Origin of the sequence: Ottowia sp. SB7-C50 (genome assembly GCF_033110285.1) — a bacterium.
Lineage (GTDB): Bacteria > Pseudomonadota > Gammaproteobacteria > Burkholderiales > Burkholderiaceae_C > Ottowia.
Window position 1 is genome coordinate 1,463,591 of sequence record NZ_CP136995.1, and the last position, 21,515, is coordinate 1,485,105.

Here is a 21,515-nt window from a genome sequence, read left to right on the forward strand (position 1 = left end):
AGGCGAAAAGTGTATACACTTTTGTGAACGCAATGGAAGGAGCCACAGGCATGGGCTTGAGCACGCACGTTCTGGACACGGTACACGGCACGCCCGCCGCAGGCATGCGGGTGACGCTGTATGAAACGCATGGCGATGTCGCCACGCTGGTCAGGCGCTTCACGCTGAACGCCGATGGCCGCAACCCCGACGGCCCGCTGTACGACGACGCCAGCCTGAAGACCGGCACCTACCGGCTGGCGTTTGAGGTGGCGGCGTACTTTCGCGCCAGGGGCGTGGCGCTGCCCGATCCGCCTTTTCTCGACGTCGTGCACATCGACTTCGGCGTCGCGCACGCCGACCAGCACTACCACGTGCCGCTGCTGTGCAGCCCGTGGAGCTATTCGACCTATCGGGGGTCGTGACGCGTCGCGGCACCCGTCAATCCTGGCCTTCGGTCAGCGTGTCGAGCTGCCATTTGCCGCTCTTGTGCCAGAGCCAGGTGTCGGTGTAGATCAGCCCGCCGATCAATTTGGGCGGCGGAAACGGGTCGGCGGCGCGCACGATGCGCTCGATCTGGCGCATCACCTCGGGCGCATGGCGCGGCGCGCGCATCCAGCTGATCGTGCCCACGCGGCCCTGGCCGTCCACGTGCACCTGCAGCACGCCGATCGCGTACAGCAGCGGCGGCATGCGGCCCTGGTAGATGCTGTCGGCATTCATGCCGTAGATGTGCCGCGCGGCGTCCTTGCGGTAGGCGCGCGCCGTGGCCGCGTCCGACGCATCCGGCACCGGCACCGGCCGTGCGGACGATTGGCCCGCGGCGGGCCGTACGCGTTTGCGTGCCTTGATCGGGGCGGCCTTGCGCGCCGGCTTGGCCTGCGGCTTGCCCTTGGCCACTGGCGCGGCGGCCGGGCGCACCTGGCCCACGGCGACGTGGCTCAGGCACGCGCTCATCGCCACGCCGGCGCAGGCCAGCCACCAGGCGATGGAACGGCGCAGGGGGTGAATGCGAAGGGGTGCGGGCAAGGACTCGTCTCCGGCATCGGGCGGCGAATCGCGCCCGCGTGCATACTTTCTGCAACGCCATGTCGCTTGTCAATCGGAGCAAGACCCATCCCGTGCGCGATATCGATGAACTATTGAAGCAACTGCGCCAGGGCGCGCGCGCGGTGCTGGTGAGCGTGGCGCAGACCGAGGGCTCGACCCCGCGCGAAGTGGGCGCGTGGATGGCGGTGCTGGCCGATACCACCGTCGGCACCGTGGGCGGTGGCCAGCTGGAGTGGCAGGCCATGCAGCATGCGCGGCAACTGCTGGTGGATGCGGGCGGGGCGCTGCGGCAGCGCTATCCGCTCGGGCCCAGCCTGGGCCAGTGCTGCGGCGGCGTGGTGCACCTGGATTTCGAGCGACTCGATGGCGCGTCGGCCGACGCGTTACGACAGCGCCTGGCGGGGCATCGCCGCCACCTCGCCGTGTTTGGCGCCGGCCACGTGGGGCAGGCGCTGGTGCGGATGGCGGGTGAACTGCCTTTGACGATCAGCTGGATCGACAGCCGCGACGAGCCTCCGCTGCAGGACAGCGTGCCGCTGCGGTGCGAACATTCAGACCCGCCCCAGGCGGCGGTGCGCGACCTGCCTGCCGGCGCCAGCGTGCTGATCATGACCCACAGTCACGCGGAAGACCTGGATATCGTGGCGGCCTGCCTGGTGCGCCAGCGCGATCAGGGTGATCTGGGCTACATCGGCCTCATTGGCAGCGACACCAAGTGGGCCTCGTTCCGGCAGCGCCTGCTGGCGCGCGGCCTGTCGAACGACGACCTGCGGCGCGTCACGTGCCCCATCGGCGTGCCTGGCATCCAGGGCAAGCAGCCGGCGGTCGTGGCGCTGGCGGCGCTGGCGCAGGTCATGCAGACGGTGGCACCCGCCCGTTGATCGCGCGGACAAAAAAATGGCGCCGTCCTGCGGCGCCACGGCGGGTTCACGCCGGCCCCTGCCGGCGGTCCGCCATCAACCCTGGTGCGGGCGCTTGCCGGGGTTCTTCTTGCTGCGGGTGTGCGAGCCGCGCTCCTGGCTGCGGCGCTGACCAACGGCCAGCTTCTTGACCGGGGCGCCGGGCAGCGGTGCGGTGGCCTTGCGCATGGCTTCGGTGACGATCTTGTTGCCCATGATGTGGTGTCCTTGTGTGTGCGTTGGATGGAAAACCCGTCATTTTCGCCGATTTTGCAGACACCCGGCTCGGGTCGCCGGCAAAGCGGCGCCGCAGCCGCCCGGCTCCAGGCTCAAGCGCTCGCCAGCGCGGCGCTGTCGCTCTGCAGAATGGCATGCGCCGCCTGCGCCAGCGCCGGGGGCGAGCGGTCGGTCAGCGGCGCGACCAAAGCCTGGTCGAACTGGGCGAAGTTGCGGCGCGTCGATGTGGCGTAGCCGGGGTCGTAGTGCCGCGCCAGCAGATCGCGCACCACGGCTTCGGTCCGTCCGGCGGCCACCTGCGCCTTCCAGTCGTCGATGACGGCATGGCCGCGCAGGGCGACCAGCGTGTCCAGCCGCTGGCAGAAGAAAACCGGGTCGCTCACAAAGAAGGGGTAGTCCTCAAGCAGCAGCGTCACGCGTTCGTCGTCCGACAGTTCGACCCGCACGCAGGGGCTGGCGCGCATGGCGTCGATCAACGCATCGGGCAGGGTGCAGTTGCCGACTTTCTTGCTTTCCGCCTCGACGTACACGGTGCGCGCGGCGTCGAAGCTGCGCAGCGTGTCCCACACGCGCATCTCGAAATGCTTCTGGCTGGGCTGCGGCCGGCCCGGGATCAGGCCCAGCACCGACGCGCGGTGGCTGGCCAGGTCTTCCAGGTCCAGCACCTGGGCGCCCGCGTCGCGCAGCGCATGCAGCAGCCGGGTCTTGCCCGAGCCCGTGGGCCCGCACACCACGCGGTAGCGCAGGCGCGCGGCCTGCGCGGGCAGGTCGTCGCGCATGGCCGTGCGAAAGGCCTTGTAGCCGCCTTCGATCAGCGTGACCCGAAAGCCGATCTGCCCCAGCACCAGCGACAGCGCGCCGCTGCGCTGGCCGCCACGCCAGCAATACACCAGCGGCTGCCAGCTTTTTGGCTTGTCCATGGCGTCGCGCTCGATGTGGCTGGCGATGTTGCGCGACACCAGCGCGGCGCCCAGCTTGCGGGCCTCGAAGGGGTTGACCTGCTTGTACAGCGTGCCCACGCGGGCGCGCTCCTCGTCGTTCAGGCTCGGCCAGTTGACGGCGCCGGGCAGCCGGTCGTGCGCGTATTCGCTTTCACTGCGCGCGTCGATCACGGCACTGAAGCGGTCCAGCTGCGCCAGCGCGTCGCTGGCAGAAATCGAATGCACGCTCACTTCGTCTTCAACAGCTTCTGAAGTTCGGGCCAGACGTTGCCCAGGATGATGGGGTGCGCCTCGGCCAGCGGGTGGATGCGGTCTTTCTGGAACAGTTCCACCGGGTTCGCCCGGTCGGCCACGCCCTGCAGCAGAAACGGCACCAGCGCGGCACGCTGCGCCTTGGCAACCTGGGCAAACAGCGCGCGAAAGCGCTGACCGTAGTCCGCCCCATAGTTGGGCGGCACCTGCATGCCCACCAGCAGCACCTTGGCGCCCGCAGCCTGCGCGGCCTGGGTCATGGCGACCAGGTTGGCTTCGGTCATGTCCAGCGACAGGCCGCGCAGCGCGTCGTTGCCGCCCAGCTCGATCACCACCACCGCGGGCTGGTGTGTCTTCAGCAGCGCGGGCAGGCGCGCGCGGCCACCGGCCGTGGTGTCGCCCGACACGCTGGCGTTGACGACCTGCCCCACGATCTTTTCTGCCGCCAGCTTGTTCTGCAGCAGCGCCACCCAGCCCGTGCCGCGGGCGATGCCGTATTCGGCACTGAGCGAATCGCCCACCACCAGCACGGTGGGCGCCCCGGCCGCGCCGGCCAGGCGGGTGACGCCTGCCCCCAGCACGGCGAACAGGCCCGAGCGGATAAAGTGTCGTCGGTTCAAAAAAACGGCTCTTTCAATGACGGATTCAACGCCCGACCCACGGCCCGACGCCCCTCGCTCCCAGATCGTGGCGGTGGAGCACGTATTCAAGTCGGTCACCGACTCCACCGGCACGCTCGATATTCTGCGCGATATCCACTTCGACCTGGCCGAGCGCGAGACGGTGGCCATCGTGGGCGCTTCGGGCTCGGGCAAGAGCACGCTGCTGTCGATCATCGCCGGACTGGACACGCCCACGCGCGGCACGGTGCGCATTGCCGGCGAAGACCTGTTCGCCGTGGGCGAGGACGCGCGGGCCGCGCTGCGCGCGCGGCGCATCGGCTTCGTGTTCCAGAGTTTTCAGCTGATGGGCAACCTGACCGCACTGGAAAACGTGATGCTGCCGCTCGAACTGGCGGGCCGCCGCGACGCCCGCGCCGCCGCCACGGCGATGCTGGTGCGCGTCGGGCTGGCCGAGCGGCTGGGTCACTATCCCAAGGTGCTGTCGGGCGGCGAGCAGCAGCGCGTGGCCCTGGCGCGCGCCTTTGTCGTGCACCCGGCCGTCCTGCTGGCCGACGAGCCCACCGGCAGCCTGGACTTCGCCACCGGCGAAAAGGTGATGGAGCTGATGTTCGAGCTGAACCGCGAGCAGGGTACGACGCTGGTGCTGGTCACGCACGACCGCGCCATCGCCGCGCTGTGCCAACGCCGCCTGACGGTGGAGGCGGGCCGCATCGTGCTGGACGAGCGCGCGGGCGAATCGGGGTTCAGCGCTTAGCGGCTGGCGTTCAGTACAAGAGGGGGCGGCGTCATCGGTACGCGCCGCGACGACCTGTTGCAGCTATGACGCGCGTCATGCTCCCGACGCATTTGCTGCTATTTAAATAGCAATAAATCCTTGCAAGGCAAGCGCTGCGGGCTGCTTTGTGGGTTGGTGCTTCACAGAGGCCCTTGGGCCATCCGTCATCGCGTCCATCACTTAGCGCACACCGCGCGTCGGCGCCGGCTGACAAGACCGGCGCATGGCCCTGCGCACACTCCATTCACCGATGCGACAAGCACTCACCGAGATGCCGCGTCGGGACGAGGTGACCTCGTCTGGCTTTTTTCAACCGACATACCCGTATGCAAGGAGCATCACACCATGGCAGCAGATCGCATCGCGGCGGACCGCAACGAAGATCCCATCACCGGCGAGCCCGGCGCGCACCCTGTCGGCACAGGCCTCGGTGCAGCGGGTGGCGCAGCAGCCGGCGCGGCGCTTGGCACGGCTGTGGCCGGCCCGGTGGGCACCGTGGTGGGCGGCATCATCGGCGCGGTGACCGGTGGCTTGGCCGGCAAGGACGTGGCCGAAAGCCTGGATCCGACTTTGGGCGGCGAACCGTCTGAACACAAGGTGGCCACGGGTGTGGGCGCCTCGGGCGGCGCGCTGGCTGGTGCGGCCATGGGTTCTGTCGCCGGCCCGTTGGGCACGGTGGCGGGCGCGGCCATTGGCGCAGCGGCGGGCGGCCTGGCCGGCAAGGGTGTGGGCGAAGTGGTCAACCCCAAGGCAGATGACCAACTGAACGAACACCACCTGGCGACCGGCACGGGCGCTGGCGCCGGCGCGCTGGCCGGTGCCACCGTGGGCCTGGCAGGCGGGCCGGTGGGTGCCATCGTCGGTGCGGCCGTCGGCGGCATCGCCGGCGCCAAGGCCGGTGAAGGCCTGGGCGAGGTGGTCAACCCCAAGGCCGGTGACCAACTGCACGAGCACCAACTGGCCAGCGGCACGGGCGCGGGCGCCGGTGCGCTGACCGGCGCCGCCGTCGGCGCCGTGGCCGGCCCTGTGGGTGCTGCCGTGGGCGCTGCCGTCGGCGCAGGTCTGGGTGCACAGGCTGGCAAGGGCCTGGGTGAGGCGGTGAACCCCAAGGTGGGCGACGAGGTGGGTGACCACAATCTGGCGACCGGTACCGGCGCTGGTGCTGGCGCTGCCACGGGCGCTCTGGTGGGCGCCGTGGGGGGGACCGGTCGGCATGGCGGTTGGCGCCGCTGTGGGCGGCCTGGCGGGCGGTGCCGTGGCGCACGGCGCTGCCGAGGTGGTGAATCCCGCCGCCGAGGATGCCTACTGGCGCACGGCCTACGCCACGCGCCCCGGCTATGTGGCCGGCTATGACTACGACGCCGACTACGCCGGCGCTTATCGCATGGGCTACGAAGGCCGCGGCCGCTACGCCGGCCGCCGCTGGGACGACATCGAAGGCTCGCTGCGCGCCGACTGGGAACGCGCGAAGGACCGCTCTCGCCTGACCTGGGACCAGGCCCGCTACGCCGTGCGTGACGCATGGGACCGTGTGGATGGCCATGACGCCGCTGGCGCGCCGAAAATGACAGACACCGCAGCCGGCATGGTGGACAACCACCCGGTCGGCACGACGGTCGGCGGCCTGGGTGGCGCGGCGGCGGGTGCGGCCATGGGCGCTGTCGCCGGCCCGGTGGGCATGGCGGCTGGCGCGGTGGCTGGTGCGCTGGCTGGCGCCGCCGCAGGCCACGGTGTGGCCCGCGCGGTCAACCCGACCGCTGAAGACGCGTACTGGCGCGACAGCTACACGCTGGCGCCCGGCTACCGCGACGGCTACACCTACGACGATTACGGCCCTGCCTATCGCCTGGGTTACGACGGCTACGGCCGCTACACCGGTCGCACGTACGACGAAGTCGAGCCCACGCTGGCCCGCGAATGGGACGCCATCAAGGGCAAGTCGCGTCTGACCTGGGAAGAGGCCAAGGCCTCCACCCGCGCGGCGTGGCACCGCATTGAGCGGGCGCTGCCGGGCGACTTTGACGGCGACGGTCGTTGATTCCGGCGCTTCGGTAAAAAAGCGGCGCTTCGGCGCCGTTTTTTTTGCGTGCCATGCGCCTTCAGGCACAGGTTTTCACGCCGGTCACAACTGAAACGCCACCGTCGCCACGACGCCTTCCAGAATGTCGCGACCCCACCCCGGCGGTTGTGCATCGGCGCGCTCGCCTTCGGCGGCCGTGCGCGAAATCCAGTCGGCCAGCCAAGCAATCTCGTTCTGGCCGTAAAACGCGGCCATGGCTTCGTAGTTGATGAACAGGCTGCGGCTGTCCAGGTTGGCCGATCCGCAAAGCGCCAGCACGTCGTCCACCACCACGGCCTTGGCATGCAGCATGGCAGGCACCAGGCGCACGTCGACGCCGTTTTCGGCCAGTTCACGCACCGCCCGGCCGCGTGCCCAGTCGGCCAGCCGGTGGTTGGACTGGCGCGGCAAGGCCAGCGTGACTTGCACGCCGCGCTTTGCCGCCAGCAGCAGGGCCTCGATCAAGCCTTCGTCGGGCACGAAGTAGGGCGTGGCCAGCAGCAGGCGCTGCTCGGCGTGGAAGGCCGACGAAATCAGCAGCGCGTGCAGGATGTCTTCGTGAAAGTCCGGGCCGCTCGGCACCCAGTGCGCCAGCGCGATGTCGTGCGACGAGCGTCGTGCGGACAGGGTGGCCACGGCCTGCAGTGCGGTGGCCGCCAGCCGCGGGCCGGTCAGCGCCTGCGCGGTGGCATGGAATTCGGCGTCGTAGTGCGCGGCCCGCTCGGCATAGCCGCTGCGGTGCGCGCGCCGCAGCCCCAGCGCGATGCGCCAGTCGCCGTCAAACAGCGCCAGGGCCTGCGTGGCCAGCGGCCCCTCGACCGTGAAGCTGAGGTCGCGCCAGGGCGGCTCGCCCGCCTGGCCGATGAAGTATTCGTTGGCCAGGTTGCGCCCGCCACCCCACAGGCGCACGCCGTCGGCCACCACCAACTTGCGGTGGTTGCGCAGGTTGGTGCGCCCGCGCCGCGGGTTGCGCAGCGCCGGCATGAAGCGGCGGATCTGCACGCCCGCCGCCCGCAGCACCTTGTCGTGGCTGCGTGAACTCTTGAGGCTGCCGATGCTGTCGACCAGCAGGCGCACGCGCACGCCCGCTCGGGCCCGCTCGGCCAGCTGTGCGGCCAGCGCGGCGCCCACCTCGTCGTCGCCCAGCACGTAGGTGCAGATGTCCAGCGTGCGCCGCGCCGAGCCAATCACTTCGCCCAGTGCGCGCAGCGCCTGCTCGCCGTCCGCTTCAAAACGCACCGAAGCCTGGGGCCGCGCGCCGGCCACCCCCAGCGCGGCGAGCAACTGCGTGGCCCACAGCGGTGCCAGCGCGGCCCACGGCCCGGCCGGCGCGGGCTGGCGCCGCGTGGCGGGGCGCACCGTCTTGCGCGTGCCGAACAGCAGGAACACGGGCAGCCCCAGGTACGGGAACGCGGCGATGCCCATGACCCAGGCCAGCGCCGCATAAGGGTGGCGCCGCTGGCGCCGCACGCGCGTGACCACCACGTACGTCAGCAGGCCCACGGCCACAAAAGCGGCGTGTTCCAGCGGACTGAGCGTGGGCAGGCGGATCATGCCGGGCGAGGGGAGCGCAAGGGTCTGGTGCTGTGAAAAAGAGAGCAGGCCATGCCCGCTGGGTCGGCGGCGGGTTCAAGTTGATTATGCGGTGCGGGCGCACGGCGCGCTGCAAGGCCGGGCCTCGCGCCAGCCGCTCGGATGCTATGAATAAAGTAGCTTGATCCGCGCTTCAGGCAAGGGCTGGACGCCAAAACGACCTGAAATGCGGCGCCGTCGATAATGCAGCCCATGTCCAGCCCCAAAGTCCTGTTCGGCTTTCACGCCGTCGGCGTGCGCCTGAAGACCGCGCCGGCTTCGATCATCGAGGTCTACGTCGACCCCACGCGGCGCGACGCGCGCATGAAGCAGTTTCTGACGCGCGCCGCCGAAGCCGGTGTGCGCGTGATCGAGGCCGACGGCCCGCGCCTTGTCAAGCTGACCGGCAGCGCCGGCCACCAGGGCGTAGCCGCGCGCGTGCAGGCGGTGGAGGGCGTGCGCACGCTCGACGAACTGCTGGACGATTTGCAGGAAGCGGGCACAGTACCGCTCTTGCTGGTGCTGGACGGCGTGACCGACCCGCACAACCTGGGCGCCTGCCTGCGCGTGGCCGACGGCGCCGGTGCGCACGCCGTCATCGCGCCCAAGGACCATGCCGCGGGCATCAACGCCACCGTCGCCAAAGTGGCCAGCGGCGCGGCCGAGACGGTGCCGTACTTCATGGTCACCAACCTGGCGCGCACGCTGAACGAGTTGAAAGAGCGCAGCATCTGGGTCACCGGCACCAGCGATGACGCCGACCGGACGCTGTACGACGTCGATTTCAAAGGCCCCACCGCGCTGGTGCTGGGCGCCGAAGGGCCGGGCATGCGCCAGCTCACGCGCAAAACCTGCGACCAGCTGGTGCGCATCCCGATGATGGGCGCGGTGGAAAGCCTGAACGTCAGCGTGGCCAGCGGCGTGTGTCTGTATGAGGCACGGCGCCAGCGCGGGGTTTGAGTCATGCAGGCGCGGGCGCCGATCCCCATCCTGCGGATGTTCGACGAGGCGGCGGCGCGCGCGTTTTACGTCGACTTTCTGGGCTTTCGCCTCGATTGGGAACATCGTTTTGAGCCGGACCTGCCGCTGTACATGCAGGTGACCTTGGGCGATTGCGTGCTGCACCTGTCCGGCCACCACGGCGACGCCACGCCCGGAGGCCATGTGCGCGTGCCGTGCACCGGGCTGCGCGAGTTCCAACAAGCGCTGCTGGCGAAGGGCTATCGCCACGCGCGCCCTGGCATCGAGGTGCAGCCGTGGGGGCTGGACATGACGGTGAGCGACCCGTTTGGCAATCGGTTGACGTTCACGCAGGCGCTTGAATAAATTCGCTTAAAATGATCGAATCGAACGATTGGATCGATCAAGATGAGCACCTACACTGCCAACGAAGCCAAGGTCAATTTCGGCGCATTTCTGGACGCGGCGCAGCGCGAGCCGGTGCGCGTGACCCGCCGTGACCGTGTGGTGGGCGTGATGGTCTCGGCACAGGATTACGAATCCATGCGCGCCTTTTATGCCAACCGGCTGCAGCACACGCTGGCCGAGACGGGCGCGCATGCCACGGCGCAAGGTCTGACGCCCGAGGCGCTGGACGATTTGCTGGCCGACGAGAGCTGATGGCCGCGCCCGCGCCGCTCCGCGTGGTGGTCGATACCAATGTGCTGATCAGCGCGGCCTTGCTGCCCCAGTCGGTGCCGGCCTTGCTGTTGCACCATCTGCTCGCGCATGCCCGGTTGGTGTTTTCGGCGGCGACATTTTCTGAACTGGAAACCCGTCTGTGGAAGCCCAAGTTTGATCGCTACCTGACGCTCGACGCGCGACGCCGCTTGCTGGTCGATCTCGGCGCCGTAGCCGATTGGGTCACGCCGACCGAACAGACGCGCTTCAGCCGCGATGGGGATGACGACGCATTCATTCAAGCAGCGCTGGCGGCCGACGCCGAGTGGCTGGTGAGCGGGGACGACGACTTGCTGGTACTGGACCAGGTCCGGTCCGTTCGCATCCTCACGCCGAGGGCGGCACTGGATCTGTGGGCGCGCTGAACGTGGCGCCGCCGTAGGTCGGCTGGTCAGACCCGCCCTTCAACGTGGCGCGCAAAGTTGTCCAGGATGGCTTGCCAGCCCTGGCGCTGCTGCTCGGCGCTGTGCATGTTCTCGGCATCAAAGGTTTCGCGCACCGTCACGGTGCCGCCCGTGGTAACGAACTCGACGCGCACCTTGCGGCCGTCGCCGATCACGTATTCGATCAGGCGCTGCGGCTCAATGCGCGTGTACGTGCCCTCAAAGTCGAAGCCGGCGCTGCCGTCGCGCGCCTCCATGCGCGAGCAGAAGCTGCCGCCCTCGCGCAGGTCGACGCGGGCACGCGGCGTGTGCCAGTCGGGCGAAGCGGCGTTCCATTGCTCGATGGCGCGCGGGTCGGTCCACGCCGTCCAGACGCGGTCAATTTGGGCGTTGACGGTGGTTTCGATGGTGATGTTCATGGCGGTTCAAACGTTGGGTGGGTCGGCCATCGGGTGGCCGCGGAGCAGGCCATTCCAGCAACCGCCCGAGCCGGGGTTCCCCCGGCGACCAGCGGTGTCCCCCTTTGAGGGGGAAGGCGGCCGCAGGCCGACTCAGGGGGTGGCCACGTTCACCATCCAAGGCGTGCCGAAGCGGTCGGTCACCATGCCGAAACCGGGCGACCAGAAAGTCTTTTCGAAGGGCATCGTGACCTGGCCGCCCTGGGCGAGGGCGCTGAACACGCGCTGGCCTTCCGCCGCGTCGGCCACGCCGATCGATACCCACAGGCCTTGCGGCTTGACGTAGCCGCCGGCGCAGCCTTCGCCCGCGCCAGGCAGGGTGTCGGAGCCCATCAGCGCCTGCGGGCCGATCTGCAGGTGCACGTGCATGATGCGTTGACGGGCTTCGGGCGGCAGGGGCGGCATGTTCTCGCCGGGCGGCATTTCGCCGAACCTGCTGCTGTGCACGATCTCGCCCTTGAACAGGTCCTTGTAGAAGGCGAAGGCCTCGGCGCAATGGCCGTCGAAGTTGAGGTAGGGGGGCAAATTGCATGGCAAATCTCCTTGGGATTGAAATCAGTACAGCCGGCTCAGTGGCCACGATACGCCGTCATTGAGCCAGCCGAAGCCGCGGCTGAAATCGTAGGCGCCGACCGGCATCGGCACGCCGCCGCCGGTGGGCGCGGGGTGGCGCTTACGTGCAGCGCGCGCTTTGGACCCGGTGGCCGTATACAGGTCGATGGCGCGCTGCGCCTCGTCCTGCAGCATCAGGCACGGCGTGCCCGTGGTCATGCGCTGCCTTCAAACGCCCGGCGCAGGCGCGCCAGGTCAAGTTTCTTCATCGTCATCATGGCGCTCATGTACCGCTCCACCGCCGCGCGGTCGGGCGAGGTGATCCATTCGGCAAACGCGGCCGGCGTGATCTGCCACGACAGGCCATAGCGATCCTTCAGCCAGCCGCATTGTTGCGCCGCCGGATCGCCGCCTTGTGACAGCGCGTTCCAGTAGTGGTCGATCTCGTCCTGCGTGTCGCACAGCACCATCAGCGACAGCGCTTCGGTGAACCGGAAGATCGGCCCGCCGTTGAGCGCCAGCATCGGCTGGCCGAGCAACTCGAAGCTCACGCTCATCACGCTGCCGGGCGTCTGGCCGTGCTGGTCCTGGCCGGCTTCGGTGTAGTACGACAAGGGGCCCAGGCGCGATTGTGGGAACACGCTGGTGTAAAAGCGTGCGGCTGGCTCGGCCTGGCCGTCAAACCACAGGCAGGGCTGTAGGCGGTGTTGCAGTTGCGGCATGTTGACTCCGGATGCAGTGCGTCACGTTTCGGTCAGCAGTTGAAAACCGCCGTAGATCAGCCGCTGGCCGTCGAAGGGCATGTCACGGGGCATCTCGGGGTCGTCCATCATCGCCTTCCAGGCGCTGTCGCGCACCGCCTTCGACGGCCAGGTGACCCAGGAGAACACCACGGTTTCGTCTGGCTGGCGCTGCACGGCCAGCGTGAACGAGGTGCGCTTGCCCTCGGGCACGTCGTCGCCCCAGCATTCGACGACGCTGAGCGCGCCGTGCTTCTTGAAGACGCGCGCGGCGTCGATGGCATGCCGGCGGTAGTCGTTGCGCCGCGCGGTGGGCACGGCAGCCACGAAGCCGTCAATGTACGTGTCGGGTTGCATGTGAATTCCTTGTTGGGTGTGTATGTGAACACCGTCCACTTCATTCTGCACTAAAATGGACGCTGTCCACATTTAACCCCGCCAGCCCGATGGTCAAGCGCGCGACTGCAGCCCCTGCGGCGGCGGCTACGGCCCGCCGCGAAACGTATCGCCATGGCGATCTGCGCCGGGCCTTGCTGGACGCTGGCGTGGCGCTGGCGCGCGAGGGCGGCCCGGACGCCGTGGTGCTGCGCGAGGCGACGCGTCGTGCCGGCGTGGCGCCCAACGCGGCGTACCGCCACTTTGCCAACCACCAGGCGCTGTTCGACGCCGTGCGCATGCACGCGCTGGGTGCGCTGGCGGCGGCCATCGAGCGCGAATGGGCGCGCGCGCTGAAGGTGCGCGACCCCAAGGCGCGCGCCAGGGCGCTGCTGCGCGCCGTCGGCACCGGTTACCTGGGCTTTGCGCAGGCCGAGACCGGGCTGTTCCGCACCGCCTTCGTGTTCGGCGAGCACGACGTTGAAGTGCCACCCGATCCCGCCCGCGCGGCCGCGCTGGGCTTGAACCCGTTTGAATTGCTGGGCGCCGCGCTGGATGCGCTGGTCGACACGGGCGCGCTGCCGGCAGACCGGCGGCCCGGGGCCGAATACCTGGCCTGGTCGGCCGTGCACGGCCTGGCGCTGCTGATCATTGACGGGCCCTTGCGCGCCGCGCCCGCCAAGGCGCGTCGCGCCCTGGGCGAACGCCTGCTGCGGATGGTGGAACTCGGTCTGTAGATGCGGCGCGGGCGAATCGGCGGTTGCAATTGGTGACGAACCGGCAGCCTGCGCGTCTACCCGCGGCCGTCGCTGGCACGTTGAGGGCGAGGCCGATCCTGGCCGCTACCGCGCTGCCCGCATGACGTTGTTCCGCCGTTTGCCAAGCCCCTTGCGCCGCCTTGCGGTGCAGGCTGGCGCCTGGGCGGCCGCGTTGTTGCTGGTGGCATGCGGGCCGCAGCCCGCGCCGCCGCCGGCGGTACTGGGCGTGGCGCAGATCCACGCACTGATGCGCCAGGCGGTGCCGCAGCGCCGCGTCGACGCGGGCTGGGCCGCCGACATGCAGACGGCGTTTGCCCGGCTCGACTTGCCGGCCACGCGCCAGAACGTGTGCGCGGCCGTGGCCGTGGTGGCGCAGGAAAGCGGCTTCGTCGCCGACCCCGAGGTGCCCGGCCTAGCCGACATCACGCTGCGCAAACTGCAGCAGATTTCGCAGAACCCCGCTGCCTGGGCCGCCATCAATGTGCGGCTGCGCCAGCAGGCCGAAGACGGGCGCACGTACTACGACCAGCTGCTGAAGATCCGCACCGAGCACGACCTGGAGCGCTGGTATCAGGCCTTCATGGGCGCGCGGCTGACCGGGCGATTGCTCAAGCTGGTGGGCAAGGACGTGGACACGCTGATCTCCACGCTGGGCTCGATGCAGGTCTCGGTCGCCTTTGCGCGCGGCTTTGCGCGCGAGCACGACATTCCCGAAAGCGACATCCGCGAGCGGCTCTACACCCGCGCCGGCGGACTGTTCTACGGCATGGCGCACCTGCTGAAGTACGAATACCACTACGCCGACCTGAAGCACCTGTTTGCCGACTACAACGCCGGCCATTACGCCAGCCGCAACGCCGGCTTTCAGCGCATGGTGTCGGCGCTGTCGGGCGTGCGGCTGGTGGCCGACGGCGACCTGCTGTCGTACGCCGGCGGCCGCGCGTCACCGTCGGCCACGCTGCAGGCGGTGCTGACGGCATTGGCGCGCCACGGCGTGCCCGCCGACCCGCAGGCCGTGCTGCGCGATCTGCGGCAGGAAAAGCAGTCCGCCCTGTTCGACACGGCGACTTACCGCCAGATCGCCGATCTGCACCGCCAGCGAGTAGGCTACGCCATCACCGAAGCCATGCCGCAGATCGACCTGCACAGCGACAAGATCCAGCGCCCGCTGACCACCGCCTGGTTCGCCGGCCGCGTGAACCAGCGCTTTCAGCAATGCCTGCGCGCCGCGCTGTGAGGCGGCGCACGCCATTCGGTAAGCTGCGCACATGACCATCGATTCATCGCCGGCACTGCAGCAGGTGCGCCAATGGCTGCAGGATGCCGCCCACATCGCCATGCTGACGGGGGCAGGCGTCAGCGCCGAATCGGGCGTGCCCACCTTTCGTGACGCGCAGACCGGGCTGTGGGCCCACTTCAGGCCGGAAGATCTGGCCACGGTGGACGCCTTCCGGCGCGACCCCGCGCGCGTGTGGGACTGGTACGCCGAGCGGCGCGTGAACATGCGCGAGGTGCAGCCCAACGCCGGCCACCGGGCCGTGGCCGACTTTCAGCGCCGTCACCCCGGCCGCCTGACGCTGGCCACCCAGAACGTCGACGGCCTGCACCAGAAGGCCGGCAGCGCCGACGTGCTGGCGCTGCACGGCAACATCTTTGAAGACCAGTGGCTCGACCCCTGCGCGCTGGCGCGCCGCCCGCAAGAGGGCTGCAGCCCCGCGCAGGCCGAGCCGGGCCGGCCGCCGCGCTGCGTGCAATGCGGCAACCTGGCGCGGCCGGCGGTGGTCTGGTTTGGCGAAATGCTGCCGCACGACGCGCTCGGCGCCGCCGAACGCGCGGCCGCGCGGTGCAACGTGATGCTGGTGGTCGGCACGTCGGGCGCGGTGTACCCGGCGGCGGGGCTGGCGCATGTGGCGCGCGCGGCCGGTGCGCGGGTGGTCATCGTCAACCCGCACCCGAGCGAGCTGGACGACTGGGCCCACGCGGTGCTGCCGGGCACATCCGCGCAGCTGCTGCCTGTGCTGCTTGACTTCTGAGGATGACTTTACTATGAAAACAAGAGCAACCCGCGCAATCCTGACGTGCGCCAGCGCCATTTTTTTATTGATGGGCTGCACGCAGGAGCAGCAAAACAAGATCAACCGCGACATCCAGAACTGGACCGGCACCAACGGCGTGCTCGAGGTCTACGCCGGCGACAAGCTGGTGCGGCGCTTTCTGAAGGTCGACAAGATCAGCACCGCGCTCGGCACCGACGACGGCAAGCCGCGCGCCTACCGCTACGGTTATGGCGTGCTGGATGAAAACCTGAACATGCAGGTCGACCCGGGCGAGAAGAAGGTGTATTTCGAGATCAGCGACTACACCAACGCGGTGTTCTTCGAGAACCCGCGCTGAGCGCTCGTGTGACGGCGGACCCACACCGGCGCTGCTGTTCACCGCTTTGAACGGCGGCGCCTCGCTGTGGTTGAGGCTGCACTGGTCTGGGGTTTTGGGGTTCAAGGTGGGTGCCGGCGTCATGGCTGTGGTCGCCAACCTGTTCTGCATCAACCTGGTGCGACGACGCCAGCAAAAAGCCGAGGCCGGTGACTGGGCTGGTTTTGCCCGCCTCGACGCGGCGCAGCATCGCTGGGGCGCTGGGGTTGATGGTGGCGCTGGGGCTCGGCGTGGGGATGCGCGCCTAAACCGCGCCCAGCATCCCCAGCACCGCGCCCGCGCCGATCAGCCACAGCAGGTGCAGCTTGGTGCGCCACACGATCAGCGCCGTGATCGCCGTCAGCAGCCACAGCGGCCAGTCGCGCGCCGGCTGGTTGTGCGCGGCCGTCAGCAGCCAACCGGTGGCGATCAGCAGCGCCACCACCAGCGGCGCCATGCCGGTCTTGAAGGCGCGCACGGCGCGCAGCTCCCGATTGCGGTGCGCCCAGCGCGTGGCGGTGTAGGTCAGCACGCCCGAGGGGATCAGCATGCCCAGCATGGTGGCCACCACGCCCAGCAGCGCCAGCGCGTAGGCGTGCCAGCCGCCCAGCGGACCGCCGCCGGCGTTCATGCCCACGTTCCAGCCCATCAGGCCGACAAACAGCACGTTGGGCCCCGGCGCGGCCTGCGCGATGGCAATGGACGAGGTGAACTGCTCCTCGCTCAGCCAGTGGCGCGCATCGACCAGATAGCGGTGCATGTCGGGCGCCGCGGTGATGGCGCCGCCCACCGCCAGCAGCGACAGCGACAGAAAGTGCGTGAACAGCGCCAGCCAGTCGGCAGCGGACAGCGTGATGCTCATGGCCGTGGCACCTGGCCGGAATCGGCGTCGGTCAGCGCCGGGTCGCGCAGCGACGGCGTGGGCGTGGGGCCGGGCGGCGGCGTGCGTGGCCCCAGGCAGCGCCAGGCCCAGGCGCAGCCGATGCCGCCGATGCCGAGCAGCACCCAGCCCAAGGGCCAGCGCAGCACCGCGATGGCGACGAAGGTGGCCGCCGCCAGCAGCGCGCAGGCGGTGGTGCCCATGGCGTTGCTGCGCAGCGCCGTGACCAGCTTGATGCCGGTGGCGATGATCAGCCCCGCCGCCACCGCGCCCATGCCGCGCAGCGCGCGCTGCGCCAGCTCGTGGTCGGCCACCGTGGCGAACAGAGCCGCCAGCGTCAGCACGATGACGGTGGGAAACGCCAGCATGCCCGCCAGCGCCGCCAGCGCGCCCGACAGGCCGAAGCAGCGGTCGCCGATCATCATCGACAGGTTGACCACGTTGGGGCCGGGCATGATCTGCGCCACCGCCCAGTCCTCGACGAACTGCTCGCGCGTCATCCAGCGCTTTTTCTCGACCAGCTCGCGCTGCACCACGGCCAGCACGCCGCCAAAGCCCTGCAGCGCCAGCCAGGTGAACGACCAGAACAGGTCGCTGCGCGAGCGCGGGGCGTTCAGGGGCGGTTCGGCGGGGGCGGGCATCGCATGATTATTGATGCGTTTTTGGGATGGCAGCGCTGAAGGAACAGCCGGACGCGAAGGGCGCGAAGGGTGCGCGAAGGGACGCGAAAGGAACACCCGAAAGTCATATTTTGATAGCGGGTGGCGCTTGCCCTGAAAAGGTTTCAGAAATTTTTCTTCAGACGTATTTGCGTGGCAAGCGCGAGCAGCTACAAAAAATATAGTTTTTGCGTCCTTCGCGTCCGGTATTGAAGTCTCAGCTCGATCGCACCCGCACCACCTCACCGTCTTCCTTGACGAAGTCCTGCGCCAGCGGCTGCGGCAGGATGTCCAGCACCGTTTCAGAAGGTCGGCACAGGCGCGTGCCGCGCGGCGTGACAACGATCGGGCGGTTGATGAGGACCGGCGTGGCGACCAGGGCGGCGGCCAGTTGGTCGTCGGTCAGCTGCGGGTTGTACAGGCCTTGCGCCAGGTACTCGGCCTGCTTGGTGCGGATCAGCGCGCGCAGCGGCTCGCCGGTGGCGCGGGCCAGGGCCTTCAGTTCGTCCGCGCTTGGCGGCGTCTTCAGGTATTCGACGACCTGCGGTTCTGCGCCGCTGGCGCGGATCATGGCCAGCACGTTGCGCGACGTGCCGCATTTGGGGTTGTGGTAGATCGTGATGTCGCTCATGGATGACTCCTGTTTTCTATGAAAACGATAGCTGCTCGCGCTTGTCAGTAAAGCGCTGGCGGCCGATCACATATCAATACAGCAGATGCGGCGCCCGCACCTGCCGCCACGCCGCTTCGTCGGCGCGCGCCAGCACGTCCAGGTCGCCCGGCTGGGCATTCCCATCGTCCACCCACTCGCGCAGCAGCGGGCTGCCGTTGATGACGTCGATGGGCAGCTTGCCCAGTTCGTATTCGTACGGAAAGTCGCGCCACAGCGGATAGTCCGGCGCCTGCATGCGCAGCGCCTTGAACGCCAACGTCTGCAGGCGCCACGGCTGAAAGGCGGCGTGGTCGTAATGCGTGGGGTCTTCCACGTGGATCTGCACGCCAGCGCACAGCTGGCCGACGTGCTTGTGAAAGGTCGGTTCGAACCAGCATTCGCGCAGCACGCAGCCGCGCAGCCAGTCGGGCGCCAACGCGCGCATGTCGGCCACCAGGCGGCGCGTGTCGATGTCGGGCGCGCCGAACAGCTCCAGCGGGCGCGTGGTGCCGCGGCCTTCGCTCAGCGTGGTGCCTTCCAGCATCACGGTGCCGGCGTAGGCGCGGGCCATCGACAGGTTGGCGGCGTTGGGGCTGGGGTTGACCCACGTCCGCTCGGTGGGCCAGCCAAAGCCGGGCGCCGCGTCGGGCTGCCAGCCTTGCATTTCGATCACGCGGTATTCGACCTGGAGCTTCAGCAGGTCAATGAACCAGTGCCCCAACTCGCCCATCGTCATGCCATGGCGCATGGGCATCGGGCCGGCGCCGACGAAGCTTTCCCAGCCTGGCCGCAGCGTCAACCCTTCGACCGGGCGGCCGGCGGGGTTGGGGCGGTCGAGCACCCACACCGCCTTGCCGTGCTGCGCCGCGGCTTCCAGGACGTAGCGCAGCGTGGTGATGAAGGTGTAGATGCGGCAGCCCAGGTCTTGCAGATCGACCAGCAGCACGTCGAAGGTGCTCATCATGGCGTCGGTTGGCCGGCGCACCTCGCCGTACAGGCTGAACACGGGGATGCCCAAACGCGGGTCGGTGAAGTCGGGCGACTCGACCATGTTGTCCTGCTTGTCGCCGCGCAGGCCGTGCTGGGGGCCGAAGGCGGCGGTGAGCTTCACATCCGGCAGCGCGGCCAGCGCGTCGAGCGAATGTGTCAGGTCGCGCGTGACGGAGGCGGGGTGTGCCAGCAGTGCCACGCGCCGGCCCTGGAGCGGCGCGCGCAGGGCAGGGTCTTCAAGGAAACGTTCAAGGCCGAATTTCATGGGCAATACTTCTGTTTTTATAGCTTTTCACGATGGATTGACGCCGACGTGCGGCCGTTTTGATGCGAAAAATCCGCGCAGGCCACCCAGCCGCCCCGGTGGTGAAAATCGGGGCGCGGCGCGGGGTGGTGCAGCGCCCAGTAGGACAGGCGGCCGTCGGTGGATTCGATGACGGCGGTCAAGCCCAGTTGCCAAGGCCTGTCCCCCGCGCCTGGCAGCCAGTCGGCCGGTATCTCGGCGCCCAGCGTGAACACGTCCGCAGGGCGCGAGCGGCTGGTGACGATGCGGGGCGGCATCAACGCATCAGCCGTCTCCGCTGCCGCATCCCGCACTCGCTCGGCGCTGAAGCGGTAGGCCGCCCAGTCGCCCGAGGGCGAGAAGTTGAATTCGCGGTAGCCCGCAGCGCCTTCTGTCCCCACGAAGGCTTCGAAACAGGTGTGCTGCCACAGACCATCGGTGCGGGCCGGAACCGAAGTCGTGGCGGGTATCCGCAGCATGTTCAACGCACACCGCACCGTGTAAACCAGCAGCAGCACCGGCTGTGGCGCGGCTTGCCAGTGCAGCTCGACCTCGATCCCACGCACCGCCGCGCACGGCGTGGCCGGGTGGCAGGTCAGAGGGTCGGTGGACAGCAGGCGCGCGTTCATGGTCCTGCATTCTGTCAGGCGGCCGCGGCCGCCAGCCCCTCGGCCAGCCCGTCGAACACGGTGCGGATGCGGCGCGAGGTGCGCAGCTCGCGGTGCGTCACCAGCCAGATCGGAAAGCGCAGCGGCGGCACGTCGTCCAGCACGCGCACCACGCCGGGCGTGACCGCGGCGATCTCGTCCATCATCGCGCCGATGCCCAGGCCCTGCTGCACCAGCGCCCAGTGCGTGGTGGTGTGGTCCACATAGCAGCTGAAGCTGGCCTCGGTCACCGGCAGGCCATGGTGGCGCAGAAAAGCCAGGTAACGGCCCGAGCGGTCGCTGCCGACAAAGGCGGGCCCGGCCGCGTCGGCGGCGCTGCGCGGGTGGCCATGCGCGCGCACCCAGTCCTCAGCGGCATAGAAGTGCGCCGTGGCCTGGCGGATGAAGCGCGCGATCAGGTCGGGTTGCTCGGGCTTGACGTTGCGCACGGCAATGTCGGCCTCGCGCCGGCGCAAATCGCTCAGCGCGTCGGAGGCAATCAGCTCGACGGCGATGCCCGGTGCCTGCTGGCGCATGGCCCGCACCAGCGGCGGCAGCAGGCAGGTCGCCACGATGTCGCTGGCCGACACCGTCACCACGCCTTCGACCGCCTGCGCGCGCCCCGTGGCCGCGAGCGTCAGCGACTCGGCCGCCGCGCCCATGGCGCGCGCGTGCTCCAGCAGATCCAGCCCGGCGGCGGTCAGTGCCATGGCCTTGCCCACGCGCTCGAACAAGGTCACACCCAGGCTCGCCTCGATGGCAGCCACCTGGCGGCTCAGCGTCGGCTGGGTCAGCCCCAGCTTGCGCGCGGCGGCCGAGAGCGAGCCGGTGTCGGCCGTCTCCAGAAAGGCATGCAGCTGGTTCCAGTCCAGTCTTTTCATGCAAAAAAGTATATGACCAATACGGTTTTCTGATATTCCATGCGATAACGCATATCGATAGCATCCGCGCATCGTGAAATTCATCGCCATGCCGCACCCATCCTCCTCCGCGCGCTTCTGGGACCGCATCGCCCGCCGGTACGCGCGCGCCACCATCGCCGATCAAGCCGGTTACGAAAAGACGGTGCAGCGCGTGATCGGCCTGCTGTCGCCCGCGCACGCGGTGCTGGAGATCGGCTGCGGCACCGGCACCACCGCGCTGCGGCTGGCGCCGCACGCGGGCAGCCTGCTGGCCACCGATGCGTCGTCCGAAATGATCGCCATCGCACACGAGCGCCTGCACGCGCAACCCACGCCGGGCCTGCGTTTTGCCGTGGCCGATGCCGACCGCGCGCTCGACACGGCGCGCTACGACCGGGTGCTGGCGTTCAACGTGCTGCACCTGCTGGGCGATCTGGACCGGGCGCTGGCTGCGGTCGCCGCGGCACTGTGGCCGGGCGGGCTGTTCATCTCCAAGACGCCGTGCATCGCCGAGATGAGCCCGCTCATCACGCACCTGGCCGTGCCGTTGATGCGCGCGCTGGGCAATGCACCGCCGCTGCGTAGTTTTGACGAATTGCACTTACACGCAGCGATCTGGCGCGCCGGGCTCGAAGTGATCGCCGCCGAGCGGCACGGCACGCGCGGCAAGGACGTGCGCGCCTTTGTGGTGGCGCGCAAGCCGGCGGCGGCGCGCGCCTGATTTTTTTCCAACCTTGATCGGAATCGCAAGCCATGC

At 69.1% G+C, this 21,515-nt stretch carries 30 protein-coding genes; 14 read left to right on the plus strand and 16 right to left on the minus strand.

The features are described from left to right. The first annotated feature begins 50 nt into the window (after positions 1 to 50). Positions 51 to 404, plus strand: coding sequence for a hydroxyisourate hydrolase (gene uraH / locus R0D99_RS06955; protein ID WP_317750656.1), 354 nt, complete (start codon positions 51 to 53; stop codon positions 402 to 404). Between the two features lie 16 nt (positions 405 to 420). Here uraH and R0D99_RS06960 read toward each other — a convergent pair whose 3' ends face one another. Further along, the gene (locus tag R0D99_RS06960; RefSeq protein ID WP_416365992.1) at positions 421 to 957 is read right to left on the minus strand and encodes a hypothetical protein; all 537 of its coding nucleotides are present in this window, start codon (positions 955 to 957) and stop codon (positions 421 to 423) included. A 143-nt stretch (positions 958 to 1,100) separates the two neighbouring features. Here R0D99_RS06960 and xdhC point away from each other — a divergent pair, with 143 nt between their 5' ends. Next, positions 1,101 to 1,910: a xanthine dehydrogenase accessory protein XdhC gene (gene xdhC / locus R0D99_RS06965; protein ID WP_317750658.1), complete on the plus strand. Its 810-nt coding sequence runs from the start codon at positions 1,101 to 1,103 to the stop codon at positions 1,908 to 1,910. A gap of 75 nt (positions 1,911 to 1,985) precedes the next feature. On the opposite strand, the gene R0D99_RS06970 is transcribed toward xdhC, so the two are convergent. From R0D99_RS06970 to R0D99_RS06980, 3 genes are all read right to left on the minus strand, one after another. Then, positions 1,986 to 2,144, minus strand: a complete 159-nt coding sequence (locus R0D99_RS06970; RefSeq protein WP_317750659.1) for a hypothetical protein — start codon at positions 2,142 to 2,144, stop codon at positions 1,986 to 1,988. 113 nt (positions 2,145 to 2,257) lie between these two features. Then, positions 2,258 to 3,337: a tRNA 2-selenouridine(34) synthase MnmH gene (gene mnmH, locus R0D99_RS06975; RefSeq protein ID WP_317750660.1), complete on the minus strand. Its 1,080-nt coding sequence runs from the start codon at positions 3,335 to 3,337 to the stop codon at positions 2,258 to 2,260. After that, complete coding sequence (locus R0D99_RS06980) at positions 3,334 to 3,948, minus strand: arylesterase (protein ID WP_317751030.1); 615 nt, start codon at positions 3,946 to 3,948, stop codon at positions 3,334 to 3,336. Before R0D99_RS06980 ends, mnmH begins: the two co-directional genes overlap by 4 nt. 46 nt (positions 3,949 to 3,994) lie before the next feature. Between R0D99_RS06980 and R0D99_RS06985 the strand changes: the two genes are divergently transcribed. From R0D99_RS06985 to R0D99_RS06995, 3 genes are all read left to right on the plus strand, one after another. Next, positions 3,995 to 4,735, plus strand: coding sequence for an ABC transporter ATP-binding protein (locus R0D99_RS06985; protein ID WP_317750661.1), 741 nt, complete (start codon positions 3,995 to 3,997; stop codon positions 4,733 to 4,735). A gap of 366 nt (positions 4,736 to 5,101) precedes the next feature. Next, positions 5,102 to 6,109 (plus strand): glycine zipper domain-containing protein, encoded by a 1,008-nt coding sequence (locus tag R0D99_RS06990; RefSeq protein ID WP_317750662.1) that lies wholly within the window; start codon positions 5,102 to 5,104, stop codon positions 6,107 to 6,109. Next, positions 6,036 to 6,794: a hypothetical protein gene (locus tag R0D99_RS06995; protein WP_317750663.1), complete on the plus strand. Its 759-nt coding sequence runs from the start codon at positions 6,036 to 6,038 to the stop codon at positions 6,792 to 6,794. The genes R0D99_RS06990 and R0D99_RS06995 overlap by 74 nt, the downstream gene beginning before the upstream one ends. Before the next feature lie 84 nt (positions 6,795 to 6,878). Here R0D99_RS06995 and R0D99_RS07000 read toward each other — a convergent pair whose 3' ends face one another. Beyond that, a complete protein-coding gene (locus R0D99_RS07000) occupies positions 6,879 to 8,369 on the minus strand; it encodes a phospholipase D-like domain-containing protein (RefSeq protein WP_317750664.1) in 1,491 nt (496 codons plus the stop codon). Between the two features lie 231 nt (positions 8,370 to 8,600). On the opposite strand from R0D99_RS07000, the gene rlmB reads away from it, so the two are divergent. Genes rlmB through R0D99_RS07020 form a run of 4 tightly spaced genes read left to right on the plus strand, consistent with a single transcriptional unit; the run spans position 8,601 to position 10,432 of the window. Continuing rightward, positions 8,601 to 9,347: a 23S rRNA (guanosine(2251)-2'-O)-methyltransferase RlmB gene (gene rlmB, locus R0D99_RS07005; RefSeq protein WP_317750665.1), complete on the plus strand. Its 747-nt coding sequence runs from the start codon at positions 8,601 to 8,603 to the stop codon at positions 9,345 to 9,347. 3 nt (positions 9,348 to 9,350) lie between these two features. Continuing rightward, positions 9,351 to 9,713, plus strand: coding sequence for a glyoxalase superfamily protein (locus tag R0D99_RS07010; RefSeq protein ID WP_317750666.1), 363 nt, complete (start codon positions 9,351 to 9,353; stop codon positions 9,711 to 9,713). A 42-nt stretch (positions 9,714 to 9,755) separates the two neighbouring features. Beyond that, positions 9,756 to 10,007 (plus strand): type II toxin-antitoxin system prevent-host-death family antitoxin, encoded by a 252-nt coding sequence (locus R0D99_RS07015; protein WP_317750667.1) that lies wholly within the window; start codon positions 9,756 to 9,758, stop codon positions 10,005 to 10,007. Beyond that, positions 10,007 to 10,432 (plus strand): putative toxin-antitoxin system toxin component, PIN family, encoded by a 426-nt coding sequence (locus tag R0D99_RS07020; protein WP_317750668.1) that lies wholly within the window; start codon positions 10,007 to 10,009, stop codon positions 10,430 to 10,432. The genes R0D99_RS07015 and R0D99_RS07020 overlap by 1 nt, the downstream gene beginning before the upstream one ends. Positions 10,433 to 10,458: 26 nt before the next feature. On the opposite strand, the gene R0D99_RS07025 is transcribed toward R0D99_RS07020, so the two are convergent. The 5 genes from R0D99_RS07025 to R0D99_RS07045 form a co-directional block, all read right to left on the minus strand. Further along, positions 10,459 to 10,869, minus strand: coding sequence for an SRPBCC family protein (locus R0D99_RS07025; RefSeq protein WP_317750669.1), 411 nt, complete (start codon positions 10,867 to 10,869; stop codon positions 10,459 to 10,461). A gap of 132 nt (positions 10,870 to 11,001) precedes the next feature. Then, positions 11,002 to 11,433, minus strand: a complete 432-nt coding sequence (locus tag R0D99_RS07030) for a VOC family protein (protein WP_317750670.1) — start codon at positions 11,431 to 11,433, stop codon at positions 11,002 to 11,004. 30 nt (positions 11,434 to 11,463) lie between these two features. Further along, positions 11,464 to 11,679 carry a hypothetical protein gene (locus R0D99_RS07035; protein ID WP_317750671.1) on the minus strand — a complete coding sequence of 72 codons (216 nt, stop codon included), beginning with the start codon at positions 11,677 to 11,679 and terminating at the stop codon, positions 11,464 to 11,466. After that, positions 11,676 to 12,182 carry a VOC family protein gene (locus tag R0D99_RS07040; protein ID WP_317750673.1) on the minus strand — a complete coding sequence of 169 codons (507 nt, stop codon included), beginning with the start codon at positions 12,180 to 12,182 and terminating at the stop codon, positions 11,676 to 11,678. The genes R0D99_RS07035 and R0D99_RS07040 overlap by 4 nt, the downstream gene beginning before the upstream one ends. Before the next feature lie 21 nt (positions 12,183 to 12,203). After that, complete coding sequence (locus tag R0D99_RS07045; protein WP_317750674.1) at positions 12,204 to 12,557, minus strand: DUF1428 domain-containing protein; 354 nt, start codon at positions 12,555 to 12,557, stop codon at positions 12,204 to 12,206. 89 nt (positions 12,558 to 12,646) lie between these two features. Here R0D99_RS07045 and R0D99_RS07050 point away from each other — a divergent pair, with 89 nt between their 5' ends. From R0D99_RS07050 to R0D99_RS07065, 4 genes are all read left to right on the plus strand, one after another. Next, the gene (locus R0D99_RS07050; protein ID WP_317750675.1) at positions 12,647 to 13,312 is read left to right on the plus strand and encodes a TetR/AcrR family transcriptional regulator; all 666 of its coding nucleotides are present in this window, start codon (positions 12,647 to 12,649) and stop codon (positions 13,310 to 13,312) included. Positions 13,313 to 13,463: 151 nt separating this feature from the next. Continuing rightward, the gene (locus tag R0D99_RS07055; RefSeq protein ID WP_317750676.1) at positions 13,464 to 14,570 is read left to right on the plus strand and encodes a DUF1615 family protein; all 1,107 of its coding nucleotides are present in this window, start codon (positions 13,464 to 13,466) and stop codon (positions 14,568 to 14,570) included. Between the two features lie 31 nt (positions 14,571 to 14,601). Continuing rightward, positions 14,602 to 15,366 carry an NAD-dependent protein deacylase gene (locus R0D99_RS07060; protein ID WP_317750677.1) on the plus strand — a complete coding sequence of 255 codons (765 nt, stop codon included), beginning with the start codon at positions 14,602 to 14,604 and terminating at the stop codon, positions 15,364 to 15,366. 13 nt (positions 15,367 to 15,379) lie between these two features. Further along, a complete protein-coding gene (locus R0D99_RS07065; protein ID WP_317750678.1) occupies positions 15,380 to 15,727 on the plus strand; it encodes a hypothetical protein in 348 nt (115 codons plus the stop codon). 283 nt (positions 15,728 to 16,010) lie between these two features. Here R0D99_RS07065 and R0D99_RS07070 read toward each other — a convergent pair whose 3' ends face one another. The 6 genes from R0D99_RS07070 to R0D99_RS07095 form a co-directional block, all read right to left on the minus strand. After that, positions 16,011 to 16,607, minus strand: coding sequence for a chromate transporter (locus tag R0D99_RS07070; RefSeq protein WP_317750680.1), 597 nt, complete (start codon positions 16,605 to 16,607; stop codon positions 16,011 to 16,013). After that, complete coding sequence (locus R0D99_RS07075) at positions 16,604 to 17,266, minus strand: chromate transporter (RefSeq protein ID WP_317750684.1); 663 nt, start codon at positions 17,264 to 17,266, stop codon at positions 16,604 to 16,606. The genes R0D99_RS07070 and R0D99_RS07075 overlap by 4 nt, the downstream gene beginning before the upstream one ends. Before the next feature lie 235 nt (positions 17,267 to 17,501). Then, positions 17,502 to 17,915 (minus strand): arsenate reductase (glutaredoxin), encoded by a 414-nt coding sequence (gene arsC, locus R0D99_RS07080; protein WP_317750685.1) that lies wholly within the window; start codon positions 17,913 to 17,915, stop codon positions 17,502 to 17,504. A 73-nt stretch (positions 17,916 to 17,988) separates the two neighbouring features. Next, on the minus strand, positions 17,989 to 19,191 hold the full coding sequence (locus R0D99_RS07085; RefSeq protein WP_317750686.1) for a DUF1343 domain-containing protein: 1,203 nt from the start codon (positions 19,189 to 19,191) through the stop codon (positions 17,989 to 17,991). A gap of 17 nt (positions 19,192 to 19,208) precedes the next feature. Beyond that, complete coding sequence (locus R0D99_RS07090; RefSeq protein WP_317750687.1) at positions 19,209 to 19,838, minus strand: DOMON-like domain-containing protein; 630 nt, start codon at positions 19,836 to 19,838, stop codon at positions 19,209 to 19,211. 14 nt (positions 19,839 to 19,852) lie between these two features. Next, positions 19,853 to 20,737, minus strand: coding sequence for a LysR family transcriptional regulator (locus tag R0D99_RS07095; RefSeq protein WP_317750689.1), 885 nt, complete (start codon positions 20,735 to 20,737; stop codon positions 19,853 to 19,855). Positions 20,738 to 20,810: 73 nt separating this feature from the next. Here R0D99_RS07095 and R0D99_RS07100 point away from each other — a divergent pair, with 73 nt between their 5' ends. Continuing rightward, the gene (locus R0D99_RS07100; protein ID WP_317750690.1) at positions 20,811 to 21,479 is read left to right on the plus strand and encodes a class I SAM-dependent methyltransferase; all 669 of its coding nucleotides are present in this window, start codon (positions 20,811 to 20,813) and stop codon (positions 21,477 to 21,479) included. Positions 21,480 to 21,515: the final 36 nt, after the last annotated feature.